Source organism: Pedobacter sp. (genome assembly GCF_965249885.1).
Lineage (GTDB): Bacteria > Bacteroidota > Bacteroidia > Sphingobacteriales > Sphingobacteriaceae > Pedobacter.
In genome coordinates, this window is sequence record NZ_OZ252254.1 from 2,557,484 (window position 1) to 2,579,124 (window position 21,641).

Below are 21,641 nucleotides of genomic sequence, written 5' to 3' on the forward strand. Positions count from 1 at the left end.
TATTAAGTTGAACCGCAAAGACGCAAAGAACACAAAGTGTTTATTGATAAACAAATTGAGCTTTTATCTAGGCAATCGTAATTCGTAAATCTAAAATCGTAATTCATAAAAACGTACCTTTGTTACATGAGTTTAGTAAAAGCGAAAAAGCATTTAGGGCAACATTTTCTAACGGATAAGAACATTGCACAACGAATAGTAGATGGCCTAATTCACACGGATAAATACAACCAAGTGTTGGAGGTTGGTCCCGGAATGGGAATTTTGTCTGATATCTTGCTAAAACGCGAAGATTTACAAACTTTTCTAATTGATATCGATACCGAATCTTTTCATTTTTTACAGGAAAAATATCCCCAATTGGGAGATCGTTTAATAAATGGCGATTTTTTGAAGCTCAATTTTGCTGATATTTTTCCGGGTAAGTTCGCTGTAATCGGTAATTTTCCTTACAACATTTCATCTCAAATTTTATTTAAGATTTTGGAGAACCGTCAAAATGTGGTAGAAATGGTAGGCATGTTCCAAAAAGAAGTGGCGGAACGTTGTGCATCTAAGCCTGGAACGAAAGAGTATGGCATTTTAAGTGTGTTTATTCAAGCTTATTACGATATAGAATATTTGTTCACGGTTAAGCCAGGTACTTTTAATCCGCCACCAAAGGTGAATTCGGGAGTCATTAGATTAACTAGAAACGCTGTTGAAACGCTTGATTGCGATGAAAAGCTGTTTTGGAGAGTGGTAAAAGCCGGGTTTAACCAACGCAGGAAAACGTTAAGAAATGCGCTTTCTGCTGTTGTACCTAAAGATAGGCTGGGCGAACATCCATTTTATGAGAAACGAGCAGAAACCTTAAGCGTACAAGATTTTGTGGAATTAACCAATTTTGTAGCTACACGGTGATGCAACTATAACGGTTTGATATACGTCTTTTAGTAATGAAGAAATTGATTTATTTACTGCTGCTAATCACTGGTTTTAGCGCTACGGCACAACAATCTAAAAATATTGAAGATTTAGAATACCTATATCAAGCGATTAAGCAAACGCCATCCTATAGAAATCAGCTAAAAAATGATAAAAGCTACGTTGAAATCTACCAAGGATTAAAAAATAATCTTGCAGATACCAACGAGCTAATTGTTTATAAAAAACTATATCAGCTTATTGCGCCAATAAAAGACAATCATTTGGGTTTTTATAAGGTGGCTGATACCAACCTAAAACCTAGGCCAATCATTTTAAAAATAAATACCGATTCTTTAAAGCAAGTGCTAAGCCAAAAACCTCTGGAAAGCTTAGAAGGTATTTATGATGTTGATAGCCATGAATTTGCAGTTGTTAAAAATACTGACAATGAGTATTCGGTTTTGAATTTGAAAACCAAGACGGTTATTGGATTTATCATTGAAACTCCACATCAGTCGTTAGATTTTATTTCATTGTTAAACGGCAATAGAGGTTTTGTACTTTCCAGAAATATAAAGCATATAGATGGCAATTTCAGCACCATTAACCTTTATAAGACAACAAGGCCTACTTTTGGAAATCTGAAAATAGGCAAGAACAATTTCGAATTTAAAAAGATATCGCATCACGTAGCTTATTTAAGGCTAAGTAGTTTTTATTCTGATAATGCCAATATTGCAACAGCGAGTAAATTCTTCCAGCAAATAAAAGATTCTTTGAATGCACCAAACTTGATTGTTGATGTAAGGAATAATTCTGGTGGTGGTTTCAGGGTTTCTCAACAATTTATAGACCTCATTAAAAGCTACAAAGGCAAAGTTTTTATCATACAAAACTTAAGAACCGCCAGTAATGCGGAGAAGTTTCTGGTAAGGTTAAAGGGTAGGAAAAATGTACTAACGCTGGGCGAAACTACAATTGGTACGTTAGCCTTTGGGAGCAATTACGGAAACACGCTGACCTTGCCCAATTGCAAATTTCGCTTTTATCCAACAGATACTTTTGATAAAATAGATTTGCCCTTTGAAAACCTGGGTGTTGAGCCAGATGTGAAATTAGATCCGAACAAAAGCGATTGGATTGAGCAAACCCTAGATTATATCAATAAAAATCTTAATTAATGAGCAAGAAGATATTAATAGTAGACGATTTACATCCCATTTTTAAAGAGAAAGCAGAAGCTTTAGGTTATCAGGTTGATGATAGACTAGAGATTACCAGAGCAGAAACTTTGGATGTGGTAAAGAACTATGAGGGCATTGCGGTACGCACCAAGTTTAGGATAGATCAAGAGCTTTTTGATGTAGCACCGAAACTGCAGTTTGTGGCTAGGGCCGGAGCTGGCTTGGATAACATCGATATCGACATTGCTAAGCAAAAAGGTATTGCACTTTTAGCCGCTAACGAAGGTAATATGGATGCTGTTGGTGAGCATGCAGTGGGTTTGTTGCTTTCATTAATGAATAACTTTCGCAAAGCCGATCTAGAAATTAGAAATGGCGTTTGGGATAGGGAAGGTAATCGCGGTTACGAATTGAAAGGCAAAACCGTAGGTATTATCGGCTACGGCTTTATGGGGCAAAGTTTTGCCCGTAAGCTTGCTGGTTTTGGGGTTAACGTAATTGCCTACGATAAATACAAAACAGGCTTTAGCGATGAGTTTGCTCGTGAAGTAAGCATGGAGGAAATTGTAAAATACAGTGATGTATTAAGTTTACATATTCCATTAACCAATGAAACGAAGCAAATGGTTGATGATGAATATTTCTTCCATTTTAAAAAGCCCATTTTCTTCATTAATACTGCTCGCGGTGAAATTGTAAATACGCAAGCGGTGCTGAACAACCTTAGCAACGGCAAAATTTTAGGTGCTGGATTAGATGTGCTAGAGAAAGAAAAATTTCCAACTTTGGCTGAACAAGGTTGGTATGAAACACTGAAAACCAATGAGAAAGTAATTTTAACGCCACACATTGCCGGCTGGACTTTCGATTCATACCGTAAAATTTCTGAGGTTTTAGCGGAAAAACTGGCTAAAATCAACGAATAATTTTTAAATTGCTGCTATAAACAAAACATTTTAAGGCCTGATATGAAATGAGGACGATGTCTCAAATCTCATATCTCAATACGCAAATCTATTATGGCAAAGCAGCATATTTACGAAACCAATTTATCTTGGATTGGCAATAAAGGTTCAGGTACAATGGATTACCGTTCGTACGATAGAGATTTTGTGGTGGAGATTGATGGTAAAAGCCCGATACACGGTTCTTCAGATTCTATTTTCTTAGGCGATAAATCCATGTACAACCCTGAAGATTTGATGTTATCTTCGGTATCTTCATGCCATATGTTATGGTATTTGCATTTGTGTTCTAAAAATGGTATTGTAGTAATTGAATATAAAGACAGGGCCAAAGGTACCATGACTGAAAATCCTGATGGCAGTGGAAAATTTACAGAGATTTTGTTACGCCCTGAAGTGGTGATTTCCAGACCGGAAGATATCTCATGGGCAAATTCTTTACATGAAGAAGCAAATAGGATGTGCTTTATTGCAAGCTCGTTGAACTTTCCAGTAAAGCATAAAGTTACTTGTACTGCTATTGGTGGATAATTAGATACTCTCTGCTTTTTGCATCTCTCCCCTGAGTGGGGAGAGGAGCGCAGTACGTGTTTTGCTTTCAGTAAGAAATTTAACGGTCAGCTTTTCCCGGCTCTTACTTTTCAATCTGCAGTCGGAAAGGTGTAAGTGCTTGAAAATTTAAAATCCTTCATAGGTTTTCCGAATCGAAGTCTGTAACAGAATAGCTATTTCCAGTCTATTTTATCACCAGTAATTGCAACATTGTAGTATTTAAAAGCATCGTTATAATCTCTAAATTTAATCGTAATTGTTTTTATATAGCTGAGTGTGGAAGGAGCTACCTGTGTAATTTTTGCGGTCACCTTAATTGGAACTTGAGAAAAAGCTGTGTTATAAGAAGAAGCATAATTATTTCCAAACTTTATAGCGCTGCCGCCATGAGATGTACTTTGTTCGTCGATAAAATCAATGTCGTCAAAAATAATTTGCTTATGGATTGGATCAATATTTTTTACTAAAAATTCTACCCAAATAGATTGATCTTTAATGTTTCCAACAACTTTAAAAAATGAAAACTCGATGTCATGTTCAACCTCGACTTTATGACCATTGTAAAGTGAAAGTAGTTTTTTGAGTTTTTCATTTTCCTGTGATATGTTTTGACAATTTGCTTGAGCGAAAACAGAAGATGTCATTAATGCAATAAAGATTGTGAAAATAAATTTCATAAGTTTTTAATTATTTGCCTACTCTTTCAAATTGCAGTTTTCGGCTGCGCTGGCCACAATAATTTCTTCAACAAGATTATCTACGGATTCGATAACGAATTACTTAGGGCACTCAAATATACGTAAGTTGTATACTCGTTTTTTGAGTGATTAACTCTAAAAATGTTTGACTTTGCTTTTTAAAATTAATATATAGAAATAGGTTAGAGCTGAAAAATGAAGTATGTTCTGTGGGTATCTTAGTTGTCCGAATATATATAGTATTGAAGCTAAAATGATTACAATCTATGCTCTTAGCAATTTGAAATTGCGAAGCCCTATCGGCGGATTTTTAATCCACAAGTAGCTAAATTTCACTAATTGGGCTTTCTTAATTTTCATGTATAGAAAGCGTGAATTCTTGGCGTGCTTTGCGAATACTTCAAAAAACTTTGCGTTAAAAGTAGGATTACGCAAAGTTCTTAAAGAGCTGTACTACGAATAAATCCATTTGTTAATTGTAGAAGCCATAATCACTGAGCTTGCTTTCCAAAAAAATATGATTTTGATTTTTGTCAATCTCTCCTAAGTTGAACTAAAATTTAAACGCTTTATTTGCTTTTTTGATTTAAGGCTTATATCTTCGTTTTTAACAGCGCAAGACTATGTAGGTTTAACAACCCGTGTAGTCTTGTTTGTTTTTTATAGGATTAAAGAAAAGAAATAGCGCTATGGCAGAAATTACCTATTACACTAAAGAAGGGTTAGATAAACTTAAAGAAGAATTACATCAGTTAAAGACTGAAGGTAGGGCGGCAATTGCAAAAGCGATAGCTGAGGCCAGGGATAAGGGCGATTTATCGGAAAATGCAGAGTATGATGCAGCTAAGGAAGCTCAAGGTTTGCATGAGGCGAAAATTGCAAAATTGGAAACAGTTTTGGCTAATTCTAGACTGTTAGATGAATCGAAATTAGACTTGTCGAAAGTGTTGGCGCTTTCGATTGTTAAAATAAAAAATGTTAAAAACGGTGCTACCATGACTTATCAGTTAGTAGCAGAAAGTGAAGCTGATTTAAAATCAGGAAAAATTTCTGTAAAATCACCCATTGCTCAAGGTCTGTTGGGTAAATCTGTTGGAGATAAAACTGAAATTCAAGTGCCTGCAGGCAAAATTGAGTTCGAAATTCTGGAAATCTCTAGATAATTACGTTGTACGTAATAAGTAATACGTTTTACGTTTGCATGGTCTACGTATAACGTATTACTTAAAATTAAAAATCATTTTATGGCAAGCATTTTCTCAAAAATAGTAACAGGTGACATTCCTGCGCACAAAGTTGCTGAAACAGCAGATTATTTAGCTTTTTTGGATATTAGTCCGCTAGTTTATGGGCATGTTTTGGTAATTCCTAAAAAAGAAGTGGATTACATTTTTGATTTGGATGATGATTTGTACCAAGGCTTAATGTTGTTTGCCAAAAAGGTTGCCGAAGGGATTAAAAAAGCATTTCCTTGCGATAGAGTGGGAGTAGCTGTAATTGGATTAGAAGTGCCGCATGCTCATGTACATTTAATTCCTATCAACACCATGAATGATATGAACTTCGCTAATCCAAAGCTAAAACTGAGCCAGGAAGAGCTAGCAGAGGTGGCTGCGAAAATAAAGGCGGAACTTTAAATTAAACTCCTAACACAATATTAGCGTCAATATTTAGCTTTTTGCTTATCTCTCTGGCTTTCTTTAATGTTGGCTCACTTTTGCCGGACAAATATTCGCTAACTCTGGAAGGGCTTATATTCAAAAGCTTTGATAGTTTTTCTTGCGTTAAACCCATTTCAAACATTCTTAGGTTAATTACTTCGGCAAGTGTCGGCTGCTTAATTTCATGATGGATTTGTTCGTATTCATAAACCAAATCCGATAATAAATCTAACTCAATAAAGTCTTGATCGTCCTCCGAGGTCTCATTATTCACAACTTTCAGCAATTCCTTAATTCTTTGACAAGTGGCGCTATACTGTTTTTCCGTTTGAATTCCTTTTCTCATATCTCAAATTGTTGAACAATCTTTAATTGTTATATCCGCCGACTTTATCTTACTTCAACTTCTCGTTATTCTTATGCCTTTCCGCATCGCGGATAGATTTTTTTTCCAAATTCTTCGCCAAAGCCTCTTCTAAGTTAATGCCTGTTTGATTGGCTAAACACATCAATACAAAAAGTACATCGGCCATTTCATCTGCTAAATTTATTTCTTCGTCACTTTTCTTAAAAGATTGTTCGCCGTATTGACGGGCCATAATGCGGGCTACTTCGCCAACTTCCTCCATTAAAATAGCAGTGTTGGTGAGCTCGTTGAAATAACGAATTCCAGTGGTGTTGATCCAACGATCTATAATTTGTTGCGCTTCGGTAATAGTCATTTTTGAATGAGTGAATTTTTAATGATCGGGTGATTAGTTTTGAATAATTGGCTGATGAGATGATAGGATAATGAGATAATTGATAGATGAAGCTTCATCGGTTGGTTCTTTGGTGTTCATAAGTATCTTAGGCGGTGGATAAATATTCCTGCTCAATTATTTATACAATATCGGTTCAAAATTAACCACCTGAGACACCTTAGTCCACTTGAGTAGCATGCACATCATAACTAAGATGTTCTTCGGTGTCTTAAGTGGTGTTATACAATTCCTGCTCAATTAGTTATGTAATATCAGTTCAAAATTAACTACCTGAGACACCTTAGTCCACTTGAGTAGCATGCACATCACAACTAAGATGTTCTTCGGTGTCTTAAGTGGTGTTATACAATTCCTGCTCAATTATTTATACAATATCGGTTCAAAATTAACCACCTGAGACACCTTAGTCCACTTGAGTAGCATGCACATCACAACTAAGATGTTCTTGGGTGTCTTACGTGGTGTTATACAATTTCTGCTCGATTATTTATGCAAAGCGGTTTAAAATAGTTTACTCCTTATTCTTGGTATCCATTAAAATAGTTACCGGTCCGTCATTTAGCAAGCTAATTTTCATATCTGCTCCAAAAATGCCGCATTGCACTTCTTTGCCTATCAGGTTGCTCAGTTGCTTTTTCATTTCCTCGTAAAGCGGAATAGCCTTTTCTGGTCGGGCTGCTCTAGTAAAACCTGGTCGGTTACCTTTTTTGGTTGCTGCAAATAAGGTAAACTGGCTGATGAGCAAAATATTGCCGTCAATATCAGCGAGTGATTTATTCATCAAGCCATTTTCATCCCCAAAAACACGCATATTAGCAATTTTTTGTGCCAGCCATTCCAAATCTTCTTGGTTGTCGGCATCTTCAATACCTAATAATACCAAAAAGCCATTAGTAATTTGGCCAGTAATTTCCCCTTCAACTTTGCAGCTAGCCTCTGTTACACGTTGTATTACAGCTCTCATGTTAATTTGCGAGTTTAGATTTTAGAATTACGATTTAGCCCACACCTCATCAATATCGTATGGAGGGCAGGCGCCTTTTTGCGAAGTGACAAAGCCAGCCAATTTTGAGGCAAAATGAAGCGAACTTTCCAATTCCTTGCCCATTAATTTCCTACTTAAAAAAGCGGCCAAGAAACTATCTCCACTGCCAACCGTATCTACAACTTTTACCTTTTCAGCAGCATAGTTGAGCATTTGCGTATGGTCGTAGTAAGTTCCTCCTTCAGCGCCTTTGGTAATCAAAATTTCGGCAATATCAAATTGTTCAATTAACGAGAGTACGATATCTTTTTCAGCGACATGAGTTGTGAACCATTGCCCTAAAATCACAATTTCATTTTCGTTCAACTTCAGCAAATTGGCTTTATCAAGTAACTGCTCAATGGTAGCTTGTTTGTAATGTGGCTCCCTTAAGTTAACGTCGAAAACGTTAAAATTCGACTCCTCCAATAATTCTAGTAAGGTATTTTTGCTTACCTCATTCCTAGCCGATAAGCTCCCGAATATAAAAGCATCATCAGTTGCCGGCTTTATATTTTTATCTGGTGTTATGAAATCCCAAGCTACAGGATAGCTGATGGTGTAAACCATTTCGTTGTTTGCTTTTTCCTCGGCTATTACTTCGCTAGTTGCGTGTTTCGCGTCGGTTTGTATGTTAGCCGTGGGGATGCCTATTGATGAAACGAATGACAGCAATTCCTTTCCCGCTGCATCGGCTCCAACGCTGCTAATGAGCGAAGCATCAATCCCAAGTTTACGTAAATGATAGGCAACATTCATAGGTGCCCCGCCTGCCAAGCGCCCAGTAGGTAAATTATCCCACAAAACCTCGCCATAGCAAATGGCACTTTTAGTTGTAAAAGCGTTATGCTCCATTAAGTTTAGTCTGTTAATATTTCCTGCAGTTCTTTTAGCTCCTCTACTTTTTCGGCAGCGCCTAAATTTTCATAGGCCGACACCAGGTTTCTGATAATGCGCCTTACGATTTCCGCATTGCTGCAGGGCGAGTAAAAGCCAGGTTGAGGTTCCAAATTCAGCTGCCTTAAAAACTGATCAACATCGTGTTTTCCAAAAATAGCTCCTTTGTTAAACGCATTGATATAGAAAAGTACCGCTTGCTCGCGGTCGGGATTACTCTCGTCAATATAGCCCAAAATAAAATGCTGTGGCAAATTAACGCCGTATACAGGAATATCCAATTTTTGAGCGATGGTGGAGTAAATGATGGCCAAGGAAATTTGGTTGCCCTTTTTACTGTCCATCACCTGGTTTAAATACGAATTTTGTGGATCGTGATGGTTTTTCGTGTTGCCGCTAAAACCGTATTGGTTGTAAAACACGTGGTTAATCAGCTTAATTTTTTCTATCGAGCTCATTTCATACTGCAAGCCAACCCATATATCCCGTTTAATATCCTCAATTTGATTAATAATGGCCTGCTCATCCAAATCTGGGTATTGATAACGATTGACAATAAGCGCTCCCTGCAGCAAGTCAAAAGCACCGCTTTGGTACCATAAATTCAAATCTTGTTTTACGTTGGTAAATTGAATTCGATGGATGATATTTTCAATCCGTTCATGCAGCATCGTATCCAACGATTTTTCCCAAGCCGACTCTAAAGAACCGATGGCATCATTTCCATACTCCAAGAGTTTTTCCTGCACATGCAAAAAAATCTCCTCATCAGGATCATCCAAAAGTTTCACTAAAGCATCTATTTCTGCCACATTATTCATGCGCTACACCTTTCTTACAGTTATTGTGTTCTATATTTTTTTGAAAATCAAATCCGCTATTTCATCGCTTTCAGCAGCCCCGCTTTCCGTTTCAATCTTTTTGTTAAGCTCGTTTCATCCTAAAAATCGTCAAAACCTGTTTCATCGCAACAAATGCTTCGACAAGCTCAGCATGACAACTTATTTAAGGAGCTGCATAACAAAAGTATTTACACTTCAATCGGGTTTATTTAACAAAGTAAATGCAAAAAACAAATTAACGCAATTAAGGTTTCTTCCTAAACCAACTAATTTCATTGCGTTTCACTTTGTACTTTAAACTTTCTACTTTTACAACATGGTTCTACAATTTTTCGCCGATTACCTCAAACATCAATTTACCGCAAAAACACGTCATGGAACCCACTCGCCGTTTGTCTATAAACTGGCCGATGAGGTAATTTACGACTTTTCTGAAAAAAATAGCTACAAAGCCATAGAAGCGCAGCGAAAAAAACTTTTGGCTGACCAAAGGCAAATCACCGTAACTGATTTGGGAGCAGGTTCACATCTCAATAAAAACAGAACTAAAAAGGTGGCGCAAATTGCTAAAAACGCATTAAAATCGCCACGTTTGGCACAGTTAATCTATCGCCTAGCAGCAAATCATAAGGCTAACGATTTAATAGAGTTGGGTACTTGCTTGGGCATTACAACTGCCTATTTATCAAAGGCGGCGCCGCAGGCCAATATTTTGACCATTGAAGGCTGTCCGCAAACTGCTGAAGTAGCTTACCAAAACTTTAACGAACTAGGCCTCGATAATATTGAACTGCAAGTAGGCAACTTTAACGATATGCTGCCAAAAGCAATTGACGAGCGCCAACAATTGGATTTTGTTTATATTGATGGCAACCATACCAAAGAAGCTACATTAAATTATTTTGAATGGTGTTTGCCAAAAATAACCGAAAACACTTTGCTAATTTTTGATGATATTTACTGGAGCGAAGGAATGAAAAAAGCTTGGGAGCAAATTAAAAATCATCCGAAAGTTACGGTAACTGTAGACTTATTTTGGATAGGTTTGGTGTATTTCAAAAAAGGCCAGGCCAAAGAGCATTTCAAATTAAAATACTGATGGCATCGAAAGATTTGAGCAAATTTCAGCAACTAAAAGCCCTACAGCATCTAAGCATTAGCGTTTTGGTTGCCATCTGTTGCTTTTTTATTGCTCAAAGTTTTCTGCAAGGCTTCATTAGTCAATTAATGTTTGCATGGATTGTATTTTGCTTGGTGCAAATGGGCATTAGTTGGTTCACTTTTGCTGGTGCTTCTGTGCATCAAACCAAACAGCATGCAGCAATTGAAGATGGTGGTAGGCCCATTATGTTTTTAATTGTTTTACTATCGGCTTTTGGTGGTTTGCTTGCCGTTTTCATCCTCTTGGCTAAAGCTAAAGGTGCCGAAACAAATAGTAGTTGGATTGATGCTTCGCTAAGCATGGGAGGGATGTTTCTAAGTTGGTTTTTACTACATACCATTTACACTTCTCGCTACGCTCATTTGTATTACGATAACCAAAATGGACAACTAGCAAAAGGCTTGCAGTTCCCTAATGATGAAGAACCCAACTTCATCGATTTTGCGTACCACTCGCTGGTAATAGGCATGACTTTCCAAGTTTCCGATATCAATATCACTTCAAAAGCAATGCGAAGGCTTACCCTGGGTCATTCCATTATTTCCTTTATTTTTAATACTTGCATTGTAGCGCTTACCATCAGCGCCATCGCAGGGTTGTTAGGTTAAATTTTATATTATTGAAAATCAATGATTTGTATTTTAAAACTGTATTTTAAGTTTTATAACTGAAAAATAAGTTGATAAGCTGAAAAATACGTTATAACTTTAGTGTTATGGAAGAATTAACTAAAGCAGAAGAACGTATCATGCAGATTTTATGGAAGTTGGAGCGTGCATTTGTGAAAGATATCATTGATGCGCTGGATGATGAGCCCAAACCTCCGTACAATACAATTTCATCTATCGTAAGATTGCTGGAAAAAAAAGGTTATGTGAGCTATAGGGCTTACGGAAAAACCTATGAGTATTTTCCCGCGATTAGCAAAGAGGACTATGCTAAAACTAGCTTTTCAAAATTGTTTGCTGGTTACTTCGATAATTCGCCAAAAAGCTTGCTGTCTTTTATGGTTAAACAAGAAAAACTTAGCGAAGCGGATATAGAAGAACTCAAAGCGCTAATCAACAAAAATACTTAAAATGGATGTGTTAATGTACTTGCTTAAGGTAAGCGCAGGTTTGGTGCTTTTCTTTGCTTTCTATATTTTGTTTCTGCGGAGGCTTACCTTTTTTAGGTTTAACAGGATGTATTTGCTGCTCACGCTACTCTTGAGTTTTCTTATTCCAACACTTAACTTCACGGTTGAGAGAACTGTAATTGTGGAACAGCCCGCTTTTCAGCAAGATGAATTTATTTTGCCCGCTGCCCAAGAGGTTGCAGCCGCACCCGTAGATTCAAATGTTCAGTTATTTCCCGCAGAAAGTAGCTTTAATTGGTTAGCTGCGCTGCCTTACATTTACGTTGCCATCGCAATTTTTACCTTGGGTTTGGCGCTATGGCGTTTAACTGAACTGATTCGCTATACTAAGCACGGCATTAAACTGGCAAATGGCTTAAGGTTAGTTGCTAAAGATAATGGCTTCACCAATTGCTCTTTCTTTAATTATGTTTTTGTTGCCCAAAGCAATTTGACGCCAGCAGAACTAGAGGTATTACTAACGCATGAAAGTGTGCATGCTAACAGGTTACATTCTTTAGATAAATTATTGATGGTGCTTGCTAAATCAGTATTGTGGTTTAATCCAGTGGTATACTTATGGGAACGGGCAATGGAACAGGTACACGAGTACGAAGCAGACGAGTTAACTTCGAGTACGTTTGGCACACATTCTTATGCATCTCTATTACTTCACTTGGCGGTAGAAAATAAGGCTCAATCTGCATTAGTTCATAATTTCGTTAAAAGCCCAATTAAAGATCGTATTAAAATGCTATTCAATTTAAAATCAAATAATATGAAGAAAGTAATTTACTTGCTGGTACTTCCAGTAGTTTTGGTGTTGGTTTGGGGCTTCACGGTTAATGTAGTTGAAATACCTGCAGTGTCAAAAGATAATAATGATCCTGTTATCGGTCAAAAATTGGAAGGCGTGGTTGATAGCATCACTGTGAAATCAAAGTTTGCAGAGCTTATTCATTTTAAAGCTAACGGACAAACTTTCATTATTGAAAAGTTTCCTTTTATCAAGATCAATACGGGAGATAAGTTAACCATCGTTATCAATGGCAAAAGAAATACGATTAAGTTTAAGGATGATAAGAGCCTGATTTTTGAAACGCCGACGTACACCATGTCGCAAGCGTATAATGCAAAAGGTGATTCATTAGTTATGAGACCCAAAGTGGAAAAACATGCGTTTTTGTATGAAGGTAACAAGGCAAGGTATGCAACTAGTAAAATCAGTAAAATAGAAAAAAATAGTAGCGGCTATGTAAACAAGATTTATTTAAACGATGGTACTTACACGCTTATTTTCAATGTCACTGAGCTAAAAACTAAAGCGGTTAATTTTAAAATTGGTGATGAAGCTGAGGTAAAATTTATTGGAGAAAAACTGATTTCAAATCATACCTATTTAAGCAGCAAACTTATTGCGATGTACAGTGTTCCAAAAAATCATGAGTTGATTAATAAGAACTTATACAGTCGCTTTTATTCAAGTGAAGGTTTTCAAAAAGAAAATGGTAAAGATTTTGAACCTAAGATTGATCAATTGGCTTCGAAAGTGCGCATCGTTTCCTTTGCAAAAAAGAAATTGTTCCCTAAAAGAGGCATTACTGATTTGGAGGATGCAGTAATTATGGTTAACGGTGTGAAAATGGAAGCAAAGTCCATCAGGTTGTTTAAAGAGGGAGGAATTAATGCAACGGATGCAGCTGTATATCTGCCAGATGGCAATACAAAAAAATATAGGCTGCTGATGTATAATACTTCCCAAAACACGTTTAGTGGTTACGAATACGCAGTGGCAAAAGATAGAAAATTGGAAAGTGCGATATGCGGTCCTGGTCATGAAGGCCATTTGGAATTTAGTAAGGACATTGCAACTACAAAAATTCCGTACTCAGCTCTCGATTCCGTGAAAGTCAACAAAATACTTAATAACGTGCTACTTAGTGGTAAGGCTAAGATTAAGCTAGAAAAATATGACATACAAGGAAGAGTAATATTTCTTGACCACACTAATAATTTAGTAACTGTTTACTACGGCACTTTGAAGGAAGCAGATAAATTCAAAATCGACGCTGAAGTGATTGAGGTAGATTTGGCAAACAACACTTACAAAACCAAAAATTATTTGAAGTAGCTACAGCTCTCCAGGTCTGTATTTTCGCTCCACATTATTGAGTACATCTTCTTTATAAAATAGCACATCTTTAAATTGTCCTTTGCTGTACATTTCAGCTTGGTCGTTAAAATGTTTAGAATTTGGGTCGCCACTATTTCCGCCAGCTAAAATTGATTTGGCTCTGATTTTTGCCCCAAATTCTACTACACAGACAAAGCTGTTACCGCTGTAACCATATCGCTTGTTGGTGCCAAACTGGTTGCTCCTAAAAGATGGCAACTGCCCCCAAAGTGCAGATCCATAAGGAACAGGAAAGCTTGGTAAAGCGTCGTCATATTTTTCGTTGACTGCACCCGTTAAGCGTTGAAACCTATTGATATCTCCCCAAGGCATTTGCCATTTGCCGAAGCGTTTGGTTAAATCATCAATGGTTGTTTTTAATGGTTGTAGTAGCGTTTCAGCCTTAGCAGTTTTAGCAAATTCAATAGTTTGGGTCACCTGGTCTTTTTGTCCCTGATCAATATAAACAGTTTGTATTGCTCTGCTTAAACGTGGAGCCCACTCCATTGCTAAAGTAGTGGCAATGGAGTTAGCCGCAGAATTGTAGTTCCACTGTTTTAATTCAGCAATTGGCGCTTTCAATTCAGTTTTAAGTACGTTATCTGTTGGAAGTTGATCATAAGCTTTAATCAAAGTAGGAACTAAAACCTCAAATGCGGGCAAATAAGTATCGTAGCCTAAGGTAATCACATCATCTAAGTCGTATTTGTTTGGCCTGTTGAGTAATCTTAATGCAGCAACGCCTCTAAAATTTTCACCATCGGGAGCCATGTACGCTGGATAGCTACTTTTTTTAGGGCTACTTGATCCGGCTGCGGTGAACGGAGTAGAATTGCAGTTTTGTAGCCAACCATTGGAAGGATTGTAGATATGGACACTCTCGCTTACGGGGTGTAAGCCTTGCCAAGCCGTAGCCGAGGTAGTTGCATCTACAGGTAAGCTCCAGTTATATGCAGTATCTCTTTTTGGGATGAAGTTACCATGCCAGTAGGCGATATTTCCTTTTGCATCAGCATAAACAGTATTATTTGAAGCGTTAGCCATCAAATCCATTGCCCTTTGGTACTCTTCAAAGCTTTTAGATTTAGTTCGTATCCAACTTTGAAGTAAACTTTTCGGATTTTGGTTTTGATGCTTTAAACTAATCCATTTGCCATCTCTGTTAGCCATCACAGGGCCGTTATGCGTATAAAAGGTATCAAAAACCTTAGTCTTTAAAGTGCCGTTCTGCAAATACTTAATCTCTATTTTTCTTTTTCCAATGGGATATAGTTTCTTATCGTAGGTGTAATAGTAGGTGTCTTTAAATCGGGTGATTTTTTCCGCATAGGCATCGGCAACATCTACATTGTTGGAAGTATGCATCCATCCACAAAATTCATTAAAACCTTGATAAATAAAGAACTGTCCCCAGGTAACAGCGCCGTAAGTGTTCAGTCCTTCATTACTTTGCATGTGTATTTCAGGTCGGAAATAAAAAGTAGTATGCGGATTGATGTATAGCATCGCGTTGCCGCTTTTACTCATTTTTGGAGCAAAAGCAAATCCATTCGAGCCACTAAACTGGTCTTTCAGCGGCGGGATATAGCCTGTCGGCAAATGTTCATTGGTATAGAAGCTTTTAAGTTCGGCCAATGTTAAATCAGCAGTGCTGATAGCGCCAATACTTCCGTCGGTCCACAAAAATGGATACCAAGGTTTAAATTTAGTAAGCAACTGCGGCTTCACTTTCGGATTTTTATACAGATAGAAGTTGATACCATCTGCATAGGCATCTAATATTTTTTTGAACTGCGGATCTGCATTTTTATAGTCGTTAATTGCCTGTACGCTATCAATCAATAACCGAATTTGCAGGTCGTTGTACAAGCTTTTTTCACCATCAATTTCCGATAGGCGACCGAGTTTTTCAATATAATTCAGTTCAATTCTTTTAAAATCATCTTCACACTGGGCGTATAACATGCCAAAAACGGCATCTGCATCGGTTTGTCCATACACATGAGCTATGCCCCATTTGTCTCTAATAATTTCAATCCGTTGCGCCTGTTTTACCCAGTCGCCAATTTCCTTTGAACTGGGCTGTTGAGCAAATAATTGCAAGGGAAGCAAGAAAAGTAAGACTAGTTTCTTCATTGTTTAATTTAGCTGACATTGACCCCAAATAAGTGACCCACAGCGGCCGTAGTAGCCATAGCTATGGTTCCCCAGAAGCAAATTCTGGCAATAGCTACAGAGATTTTTGCTCCTCCAGCTCTGGCAGCAATAGCTCCAAGTATAGTTAAAAAAATAATCGCAAATCCATATTGAAAATAAATCATTTGTTTCACAGGTGCCAATAAAGCCACCAAGAAAGGTAGCAATGCGCCAGCAGCAAAAGAGGCAAAGGACGCCATCGAAGCTTGGAACGGTTTAGCAGCGGTAATCTCATTGATGCCTAATTCATCCCTAGCGTGTGCTTCCAGTGCATTGTGTGCAGTCAGTTGTTGCGCCACCTCTAAAGCAAGTGCGGGTGTAAGTCCTCTTGTCTCATAAATTTTCGCCAACTCTATCAATTCTTCCTCGGGCATAGTTGCAAGCTCTTTTTTTTCTCGTTCTAAGTCGTGGTTTTCGGTATCTGCCTGCGAACTCACTGATACGTATTCGCCCGCAGCCATTGACAATGCACCGGAAACCAAACCAGCCAACGCGGCTAGCAAAATCGTATTTCTATCTGTAGTAGCCGCCGCTATCCCAATAGCAATACTCGTTGTTGATAAAATGCCATCGTTTGCTCCTAAAACAGATGCCCTTAGCCAACCTACGCGGTTAACAAAATGCTTTTCGAATTGTTGTGCCATAGCTTAAAAAGTTTTGATGAGGTTTAAACCATAAATTTTACTTTGGTAGCTGGGATATAGCTGCAAATTATTGATATTTTGGCGAGTTAGCAATTTTTTGATGTGCGGAAATAGCCAATATGCCGCTTCGGTAGACAAGATGCCAAAACCTGCACCGGCAACCACATCACCAACCCAATGCCTGTCATTAAGTGTGCGATAAACTCCGGTAAAAATGGCAAACGGGTAACCTGATAAGCTGAGCCAAAAATTCTCTTCCTGATATTCCCTAAACATAAATTGAGCCGAAGCAAACGCGGTAGTGGTGTGTCCAGAGGGAAAAGATTGGTTGTTAGAATTGTCTGGTCTTACCTCATGAATGCTCCTTTTTAACGGTACAACCACAGCAGCAGCTAGCAGGGTAGAAGTGGCATAAATAATAGTCCTATCGGCAAAGTTGTGCCTGCCTTTAATTCCAAAAGCATTTAAGCCATAAACTGCGGCGGCCGGTACGTACTGTGTAAAATTATCTAAGGTGAAATTTTCAGGCTGGTGCTCGTTAATTTCGTATCGTGTTGAACTGTTGAGTTCCTTTAAAGGTTCGTAGGTTAAACTTAAGGTTCCATAGCCCAATAAAACGGCAGGTACAATTAGCTTTTTTGGTTTAAAGCGGTATACGTCGCTTTTATGCTCAACTTTGTTACTGTCGGCGGGGAGCGCTGAAGTTGTTTGAGCCAACAGTGCGTACGGGCAAGTTAGTAAAACAGCTAAGAAAAGGAATTTTCTAATCACATATTAAAGATAGCTGTTTTATGCCCAGCTACAACATCAATCGACTATTTGAAAACATTATAAGTTGTAAGGCGATATCAGCAATACTAACTAGAAAGCCTCTGCAAAACTGATGTAAAAACCACTTTGACGCTCTTCATTCGGTCGTTTTTCTCCTACTCCGTAATCCAAACGTATGCTCAGCCCTTTTTCTGGGTCGAAAAAATATCGGCCACCAATGCCATAATTGGGCTTTAAGTTTTTCAAATTAGCGCTGCTGTTAGCGAAAACCTTTCCGCCGCCGCCAAACACTACTAAGCCCAAACGTTCCATAAATCGGTAGCGTATTTCGGCCTGGGCTGCAAACAGATTCTCATCGCGGTAGCGCCCACCATAATAACCCCTCATAATTTCGTCGTTGCCCAATTGCGGCAGCATGTAAAATGAGGTATTGCCATTACTTTGTACAGTGTAATAAATGCCCTGAACGCCTAGTACAACCTTTTTGCTGAGGCTCCAAAAATTACGTAGGTTAAGCTTAATTTGACTGCCAGTAAAGTTGTCGCCACTAAAAAAATCAGGGGCATATTGGTAACTTATTCTACCGAAAAAGCCTTTTGTAGGATAATTGTTAGAATTACGGGTGTCATAGCTTTGCGATATGCCCAAAAACAATACGCTGCCGCCGTCCTTATCGTAAATTGATGAGTTGGTACTGTAGATGCCGCCAGTTTCTTTGTCAGCAAAATGATGGTTCTCAAAACCTAAGGATAAACCGGTATAGGTATTCTTTGCAACAGCTTTTTCTGCATCAAAAAGCACCTTTGTCATTTGCTGTACTAATCTGTCTTTATCCGCTTCAACAGTACCATTGCCAATCCCATAAAAGTTAAAAGGCATGTCCTTAAACCTAACTTCTCCAATAAAATGAAGGCCGTTTTTTTTAGTCCAAGCATCACCGCGAAGCGTAACATTGTAGGTTCCCGTGGTAGAATAAGAAGCCGCTCCGAAGAAATTAGAACTTCGGTTGGCGACATCGTGTTTGTCTACATAAAAGGAGTAAATGCTTCCTAATCCAAATTCAAATCCAGTTTCTTGCGCATAGCCAAAAACAGGAATAGGCATAAAACTCGCCCTGCGTGTGGTATCTTTTTCGTTAGAAAAAATTCTTTTGATGAATTTGATTTGCGCAAAACCGGCGTTTGCTAAACACATTCCCAAAATAAGTAAAGCGAGTTTTTTCATGAACTGCAAAGTAAATAAAATTAAATGAGAAGATTGAAACCGTTGAGCTAAGAGCGAATAGGTGCATGTTTTGGATGCTTGTAAAGCTGTTTTGTAAAGCTACTTTTACTGATTTCCAAGGATGTAAATTGCTATATTGTGACGCTAAATATTTGTTATGAAAAAGATCTTTTTCCTGTTGTTTGTTTGCTGCTTAGGTTCAATTGTAAAAGCGCAAGTTGCTACCGTAAGCAGCGAAGCCAGCTCGCTACAGCCATATATAAATAGGTATCAGGCAGATAAAAGTATGTTTGCTCGGAAGTACATCATTAAGGTTGGAGAGGAATATTTTTTGAGAATGCAGCGATTTTATACCGATTGGCTGGCGCAACTTAAAGCGGTTACTTTTTCAAGACTTAGTACAAATGAGCGTGTAGATTACCTGCTTTTGAAAAGAGATATCAGTGCTGATCAACGAAACTTAGAAATTTCAAGGAAGGAATTTGATGCAAATAAATACTTGCTTCCTTTCACGGCTGTAATCGTTGATTTTGAACAAAAAAGAAGAATCGGTAATCAACAAGATGGAGCAATTACGGCAAACAATTTTGAAAAACTAATTAATGAAATTAATACTGCATCTAAAACGATAGACAACGGAAAGTTAGCGCTGACCTTCGTTCAAGCAAATTGGGCTAAAGAAACAGTGGATCAGTATGCGATGGCATTTACCGATGCCTTTAAGTTTTATGATGGTTACGATCCGCAGTTTACTAAGGCTACCAAGTCCGTTTACGCTAAGGTGCTTGATGCTATTAAAGTTTATAAAGCGAGTTTGGAAAGGTTACTAAAACAAGCACCGCCAGTCGATGACGGAAGTGGTATTGTGGGCAGGCCAATTGGAAAAGCAGCTTTTGTAAATAGTTTGAAAGATGAAATGATTGCTTATACGCCTGAGCAGATTGCAGCAATTGCGCAAAAGGAATTTGCTTGGTGTGATGCAGAAATGGCGAAGGCTACTCGAGAAATGGGTTTTGGTAACGATTGGAAAGCGGCCTTGGAGAAAGTGAAAAATGCCTACCCGCCGCTAGGGAAACAGCCTGAGTTGGTTTATGAGCTGGCTAACGAAGCGATTGACTTTGTTGAGCGACAGAAATTAATTACAGTTCCTGCGCTGGCTAAAGAAGGTTGGCGCATGCGGATGTTGACACCACAAGAGCAGCGTTTTGCACCTTTCTTTTTGGGAGGCGAATCAGTATTGATTGCTTACCCAACGGAAGATATGAGTGATGAAGAAAAGATGATGACGCTAAGAGGAAATAATCGTCACTTCTCCAGAGCGGTGGTTTTTCATGAGCTAATTCCAGGGCATAACCTTCAATTTTTTATGCAAAACAGATACAAGCCTTATCGCAAGACTTTTGCTACGCCATTTTGGTCGGAGGGCTGGTCCCTATATTGGGAAATGTTGCTGTGGGATAATAATTTTGCTAAAACCCCCGAAGATAAAATTGGCATGTTATTTTGGCGCATGCACCGCTGTGCTAGGATTATTTTCTCTACCAAGTATCATTTGGGCGAGTGGACTCCTAAACAGTGTATCGACTTTTTGGTGCAACGGGTAGGTTTTGAACGTGCCAACGCCGAAGCTGAAGTGCGTAGGTCATTTACCGGCAGTTATGGACCGTTGTATCAAATTGCTTATATGTTAGGTGGATTGCAATTTAGAGCCTTGCATAAAGAATTGGTACAGAGCGGCAAAATGTCCAACATTAATTTCCACGACCGTATATTAAAAGAAAATTGCATGCCTGTAGAAATGGTTAGGGCATTGTTGCTGAACCATGCACTTACTGAAAACTATAGTGCTAATTGGAAGTTTGCGGGAGACGTGAAATAACGAGCTATTGGTTTTGGGTTAAGCTTTGCCCTCTCTCCCGATAAATCGGGATCTCTCCCTGAGGGAGAGAGTAGCGAGTAGTGTAGCCTTCTTCCAGATCGATGGTTGGAATGATAAGCTTTTTTAACGATTTCCGATATTTTCGTTTAGTTAGTTGATTCCCCTCTCTCCCGATAAATCGGGATCTCTCCCGGGGGAGAGAGTAGCATGATGCCTAAGCGACTTTATAAGTTCTCTCCCTTTGGGAGAGATGCCCTTTAGGGCAGAGAGGGGGAAAAAATCAAAAGAATTACCTCAACTGCCAACTAAACCGGATGGTAGTGAAAAGCCCGCAAGCGAGCGCAACGAGTGCGGACTTGTAACGTACAGCCGGACTTTCGGCTAATAGCACCACCACCATTGCTTTTCAAAAAAACTAGAGCGCTGATTTAGCAAACAACAAAAGAAATAGTAGCCGATAAAAAATCTCGAATAAAAATTAATATTCTGCTTGCATACTAAAAATCAATTGTATAAATTTGTTATGCAAGCATAGTAATTAATGAAACAAAAAGAAACGGTAGATTATTTTTTGAAAGTGGTTTGGCAAAATGTTTCCAACACTTACAATCAAATTGCGTCGGGCTTTGGTATTACACAAGCTATTGGCTATGTGTTGATCAATATCGAGGCTGATGGCACGGCGGTTTCTGCCTTGGCCGCACTGTTGGGTGTGAAGGCTACCAGTTTGTCGCGGATGCTAAACAATATGGAGGAAACGGGGTTGATTTATAGAGAAACCTCGGAGGGCGACAAGCGTTCGGTAAAGGTGTTTTTAACGCCATTTGGGGTAGAAAAAAGAAAGCAAGCCAGAGATGTTGTGATTTCGTTTAACGAATACCTTAACACTAAATTAAGTGTGAGGGAAAAAGAACAGCTGATTGCCACTTTAGAAAAAATTAACCAATTAACCTTGGCTTATGCGCCATCAAAAAAATAG

The 21,641-nt window shown here is 38.3% G+C and carries 22 protein-coding genes; 12 read left to right on the forward strand and 10 right to left on the reverse strand.

The window, feature by feature from the left end; all coding sequences use genetic code 11:
• Positions 1–126 precede the first annotated feature (126 nt).
• The 4 genes from rsmA (at position 127) to ACY2A0_RS10985 (ending at position 3,589) form a co-directional block, all read left to right on the forward strand.
• Entirely contained in the window at positions 127–903 is a 777-nt protein-coding gene (gene rsmA / locus ACY2A0_RS10970; RefSeq protein WP_461789499.1) for a 16S rRNA (adenine(1518)-N(6)/adenine(1519)-N(6))-dimethyltransferase RsmA, read from the forward strand.
• A 35-nt stretch (positions 904–938) separates the two neighbouring features.
• Complete coding sequence (locus ACY2A0_RS10975) at positions 939–2,090, forward strand: S41 family peptidase (protein WP_461789500.1); 1,152 nt, start codon at positions 939–941, stop codon at positions 2,088–2,090.
• A complete protein-coding gene (locus tag ACY2A0_RS10980) occupies positions 2,090–3,019 on the forward strand; it encodes an NAD(P)-dependent oxidoreductase (RefSeq protein WP_461789501.1) in 930 nt (309 codons plus the stop codon). Before ACY2A0_RS10975 ends, ACY2A0_RS10980 begins: the two co-directional genes overlap by 1 nt.
• Before the next feature lie 93 nt (positions 3,020–3,112).
• On the forward strand, positions 3,113–3,589 hold the full coding sequence (locus ACY2A0_RS10985) for an OsmC family protein (RefSeq protein WP_461789502.1): 477 nt from the start codon (positions 3,113–3,115) through the stop codon (positions 3,587–3,589).
• A 194-nt stretch (positions 3,590–3,783) separates the two neighbouring features.
• Here ACY2A0_RS10985 and ACY2A0_RS10990 read toward each other — a convergent pair whose 3' ends face one another.
• Complete coding sequence (locus ACY2A0_RS10990; protein WP_461789503.1) at positions 3,784–4,287, reverse strand: hypothetical protein; 504 nt, start codon at positions 4,285–4,287, stop codon at positions 3,784–3,786.
• 710 nt (positions 4,288–4,997) lie between these two features.
• Between ACY2A0_RS10990 and greA the strand changes: the two genes are divergently transcribed.
• Entirely contained in the window at positions 4,998–5,471 is a 474-nt protein-coding gene (greA, locus tag ACY2A0_RS10995; RefSeq protein WP_113637249.1) for a transcription elongation factor GreA, read from the forward strand.
• Between the two features lie 81 nt (positions 5,472–5,552).
• Positions 5,553–5,945 carry an HIT family protein gene (locus ACY2A0_RS11000; RefSeq protein ID WP_461789504.1) on the forward strand — a complete coding sequence of 131 codons (393 nt, stop codon included), beginning with the start codon at positions 5,553–5,555 and terminating at the stop codon, positions 5,943–5,945.
• Position 5,946: 1 nt separating this feature from the next.
• On the opposite strand, the gene ACY2A0_RS11005 is transcribed toward ACY2A0_RS11000, so the two are convergent.
• The 5 genes from ACY2A0_RS11005 to ACY2A0_RS11025 form a co-directional block, all read right to left on the reverse strand.
• On the reverse strand, positions 5,947–6,315 hold the full coding sequence (locus ACY2A0_RS11005) for a helix-turn-helix domain-containing protein (protein ID WP_461789505.1): 369 nt from the start codon (positions 6,313–6,315) through the stop codon (positions 5,947–5,949).
• A gap of 49 nt (positions 6,316–6,364) precedes the next feature.
• Positions 6,365–6,691, reverse strand: a complete 327-nt coding sequence (locus tag ACY2A0_RS11010) for a nucleotide pyrophosphohydrolase (protein WP_461789506.1) — start codon at positions 6,689–6,691, stop codon at positions 6,365–6,367.
• A 553-nt stretch (positions 6,692–7,244) separates the two neighbouring features.
• The gene (gene dtd, locus ACY2A0_RS11015; RefSeq protein ID WP_113637258.1) at positions 7,245–7,697 is read right to left on the reverse strand and encodes a D-aminoacyl-tRNA deacylase; all 453 of its coding nucleotides are present in this window, start codon (positions 7,695–7,697) and stop codon (positions 7,245–7,247) included.
• Between the two features lie 27 nt (positions 7,698–7,724).
• Positions 7,725–8,612, reverse strand: a complete 888-nt coding sequence (locus tag ACY2A0_RS11020) for a carbohydrate kinase family protein (protein ID WP_461789507.1) — start codon at positions 8,610–8,612, stop codon at positions 7,725–7,727.
• A 5-nt stretch (positions 8,613–8,617) separates the two neighbouring features.
• On the reverse strand, positions 8,618–9,475 hold the full coding sequence (locus ACY2A0_RS11025; protein ID WP_113637261.1) for a transglutaminase-like domain-containing protein: 858 nt from the start codon (positions 9,473–9,475) through the stop codon (positions 8,618–8,620).
• A 337-nt stretch (positions 9,476–9,812) separates the two neighbouring features.
• On the opposite strand from ACY2A0_RS11025, the gene ACY2A0_RS11030 reads away from it, so the two are divergent.
• The 4 genes from ACY2A0_RS11030 to ACY2A0_RS11045 all read left to right on the forward strand — a co-directional run bounded on the left by ACY2A0_RS11030 (position 9,813) and on the right by ACY2A0_RS11045 (position 13,906).
• Positions 9,813–10,595: an O-methyltransferase gene (locus tag ACY2A0_RS11030; RefSeq protein ID WP_461789508.1), complete on the forward strand. Its 783-nt coding sequence runs from the start codon at positions 9,813–9,815 to the stop codon at positions 10,593–10,595.
• Positions 10,595–11,266: a DUF1345 domain-containing protein gene (locus ACY2A0_RS11035; RefSeq protein ID WP_461789509.1), complete on the forward strand. Its 672-nt coding sequence runs from the start codon at positions 10,595–10,597 to the stop codon at positions 11,264–11,266. The genes ACY2A0_RS11030 and ACY2A0_RS11035 overlap by 1 nt, the downstream gene beginning before the upstream one ends.
• A 107-nt stretch (positions 11,267–11,373) precedes the next feature.
• Positions 11,374–11,736 (forward strand): BlaI/MecI/CopY family transcriptional regulator, encoded by a 363-nt coding sequence (locus ACY2A0_RS11040; protein WP_461789510.1) that lies wholly within the window; start codon positions 11,374–11,376, stop codon positions 11,734–11,736.
• A 1-nt stretch (position 11,737) separates the two neighbouring features.
• Complete coding sequence (locus tag ACY2A0_RS11045; RefSeq protein WP_461789511.1) at positions 11,738–13,906, forward strand: M56 family metallopeptidase; 2,169 nt, start codon at positions 11,738–11,740, stop codon at positions 13,904–13,906.
• On the opposite strand, the gene ACY2A0_RS11050 is transcribed toward ACY2A0_RS11045, so the two are convergent.
• The 4 genes from ACY2A0_RS11050 to ACY2A0_RS11065 all read right to left on the reverse strand — a co-directional run bounded on the left by ACY2A0_RS11050 (position 13,907) and on the right by ACY2A0_RS11065 (position 18,783).
• Positions 13,907–16,084 carry a penicillin acylase family protein gene (locus ACY2A0_RS11050; protein ID WP_461789512.1) on the reverse strand — a complete coding sequence of 726 codons (2,178 nt, stop codon included), beginning with the start codon at positions 16,082–16,084 and terminating at the stop codon, positions 13,907–13,909.
• Positions 16,085–16,092: 8 nt separating this feature from the next.
• Positions 16,093–16,788, reverse strand: coding sequence for a VIT1/CCC1 transporter family protein (locus ACY2A0_RS11055; protein WP_461789513.1), 696 nt, complete (start codon positions 16,786–16,788; stop codon positions 16,093–16,095).
• 3 nt (positions 16,789–16,791) lie between these two features.
• The gene (locus tag ACY2A0_RS11060; protein ID WP_461789514.1) at positions 16,792–17,559 is read right to left on the reverse strand and encodes a phosphatase PAP2 family protein; all 768 of its coding nucleotides are present in this window, start codon (positions 17,557–17,559) and stop codon (positions 16,792–16,794) included.
• A 90-nt stretch (positions 17,560–17,649) separates the two neighbouring features.
• Entirely contained in the window at positions 17,650–18,783 is a 1,134-nt protein-coding gene (locus tag ACY2A0_RS11065; RefSeq protein ID WP_461789515.1) for a BamA/TamA family outer membrane protein, read from the reverse strand.
• 157 nt (positions 18,784–18,940) lie between these two features.
• Between ACY2A0_RS11065 and ACY2A0_RS11070 the strand changes: the two genes are divergently transcribed.
• Together ACY2A0_RS11070 and ACY2A0_RS11075 are read left to right on the forward strand one after the other, a co-directional pair.
• A complete protein-coding gene (locus tag ACY2A0_RS11070) occupies positions 18,941–20,662 on the forward strand; it encodes a DUF885 family protein (protein ID WP_461789516.1) in 1,722 nt (573 codons plus the stop codon).
• Positions 20,663–21,203: 541 nt separating this feature from the next.
• The gene (locus ACY2A0_RS11075; protein ID WP_113637272.1) at positions 21,204–21,641 is read left to right on the forward strand and encodes a MarR family winged helix-turn-helix transcriptional regulator; all 438 of its coding nucleotides are present in this window, start codon (positions 21,204–21,206) and stop codon (positions 21,639–21,641) included.

Coding starts and splice junctions, on each gene's coding strand:
- ACY2A0_RS11010 (WP_461789506.1), bottom strand. CDS start 6,691: ATGACTATTACCGAAGCGCAACAAATTATAGATCGTTGGATCAACACC.
- ACY2A0_RS11075 (WP_113637272.1), top strand. CDS start 21,204: ATGAAACAAAAAGAAACGGTAGATTATTTTTTGAAAGTGGTTTGGCAA.
- ACY2A0_RS11030 (WP_461789508.1), top strand. CDS start 9,813: ATGGTTCTACAATTTTTCGCCGATTACCTCAAACATCAATTTACCGCA.
- ACY2A0_RS11050 (WP_461789512.1), bottom strand. CDS start 16,084: ATGAAGAAACTAGTCTTACTTTTCTTGCTTCCCTTGCAATTATTTGCT.
- ACY2A0_RS10980 (WP_461789501.1), top strand. CDS start 2,090: ATGAGCAAGAAGATATTAATAGTAGACGATTTACATCCCATTTTTAAA.
- ACY2A0_RS11045 (WP_461789511.1), top strand. CDS start 11,738: ATGGATGTGTTAATGTACTTGCTTAAGGTAAGCGCAGGTTTGGTGCTT.
- ACY2A0_RS11065 (WP_461789515.1), bottom strand. CDS start 18,783: ATGAAAAAACTCGCTTTACTTATTTTGGGAATGTGTTTAGCAAACGCC.
- ACY2A0_RS11035 (WP_461789509.1), top strand. CDS start 10,595: ATGGCATCGAAAGATTTGAGCAAATTTCAGCAACTAAAAGCCCTACAG.
- greA (WP_113637249.1), top strand. CDS start 4,998: ATGGCAGAAATTACCTATTACACTAAAGAAGGGTTAGATAAACTTAAA.
- ACY2A0_RS11000 (WP_461789504.1), top strand. CDS start 5,553: ATGGCAAGCATTTTCTCAAAAATAGTAACAGGTGACATTCCTGCGCAC.
- ACY2A0_RS11025 (WP_113637261.1), bottom strand. CDS start 9,475: ATGAATAATGTGGCAGAAATAGATGCTTTAGTGAAACTTTTGGATGAT.
- ACY2A0_RS11070 (WP_461789516.1), top strand. CDS start 18,941: ATGAAAAAGATCTTTTTCCTGTTGTTTGTTTGCTGCTTAGGTTCAATT.
- ACY2A0_RS10985 (WP_461789502.1), top strand. CDS start 3,113: ATGGCAAAGCAGCATATTTACGAAACCAATTTATCTTGGATTGGCAAT.
- ACY2A0_RS10990 (WP_461789503.1), bottom strand. CDS start 4,287: ATGAAATTTATTTTCACAATCTTTATTGCATTAATGACATCTTCTGTT.
- ACY2A0_RS11020 (WP_461789507.1), bottom strand. CDS start 8,612: ATGGAGCATAACGCTTTTACAACTAAAAGTGCCATTTGCTATGGCGAG.
- ACY2A0_RS11005 (WP_461789505.1), bottom strand. CDS start 6,315: ATGAGAAAAGGAATTCAAACGGAAAAACAGTATAGCGCCACTTGTCAA.
- ACY2A0_RS11055 (WP_461789513.1), bottom strand. CDS start 16,788: ATGGCACAACAATTCGAAAAGCATTTTGTTAACCGCGTAGGTTGGCTA.
- dtd (WP_113637258.1), bottom strand. CDS start 7,697: ATGAGAGCTGTAATACAACGTGTAACAGAGGCTAGCTGCAAAGTTGAA.
- ACY2A0_RS10975 (WP_461789500.1), top strand. CDS start 939: ATGAAGAAATTGATTTATTTACTGCTGCTAATCACTGGTTTTAGCGCT.
- ACY2A0_RS11040 (WP_461789510.1), top strand. CDS start 11,374: ATGGAAGAATTAACTAAAGCAGAAGAACGTATCATGCAGATTTTATGG.
- rsmA (WP_461789499.1), top strand. CDS start 127: ATGAGTTTAGTAAAAGCGAAAAAGCATTTAGGGCAACATTTTCTAACG.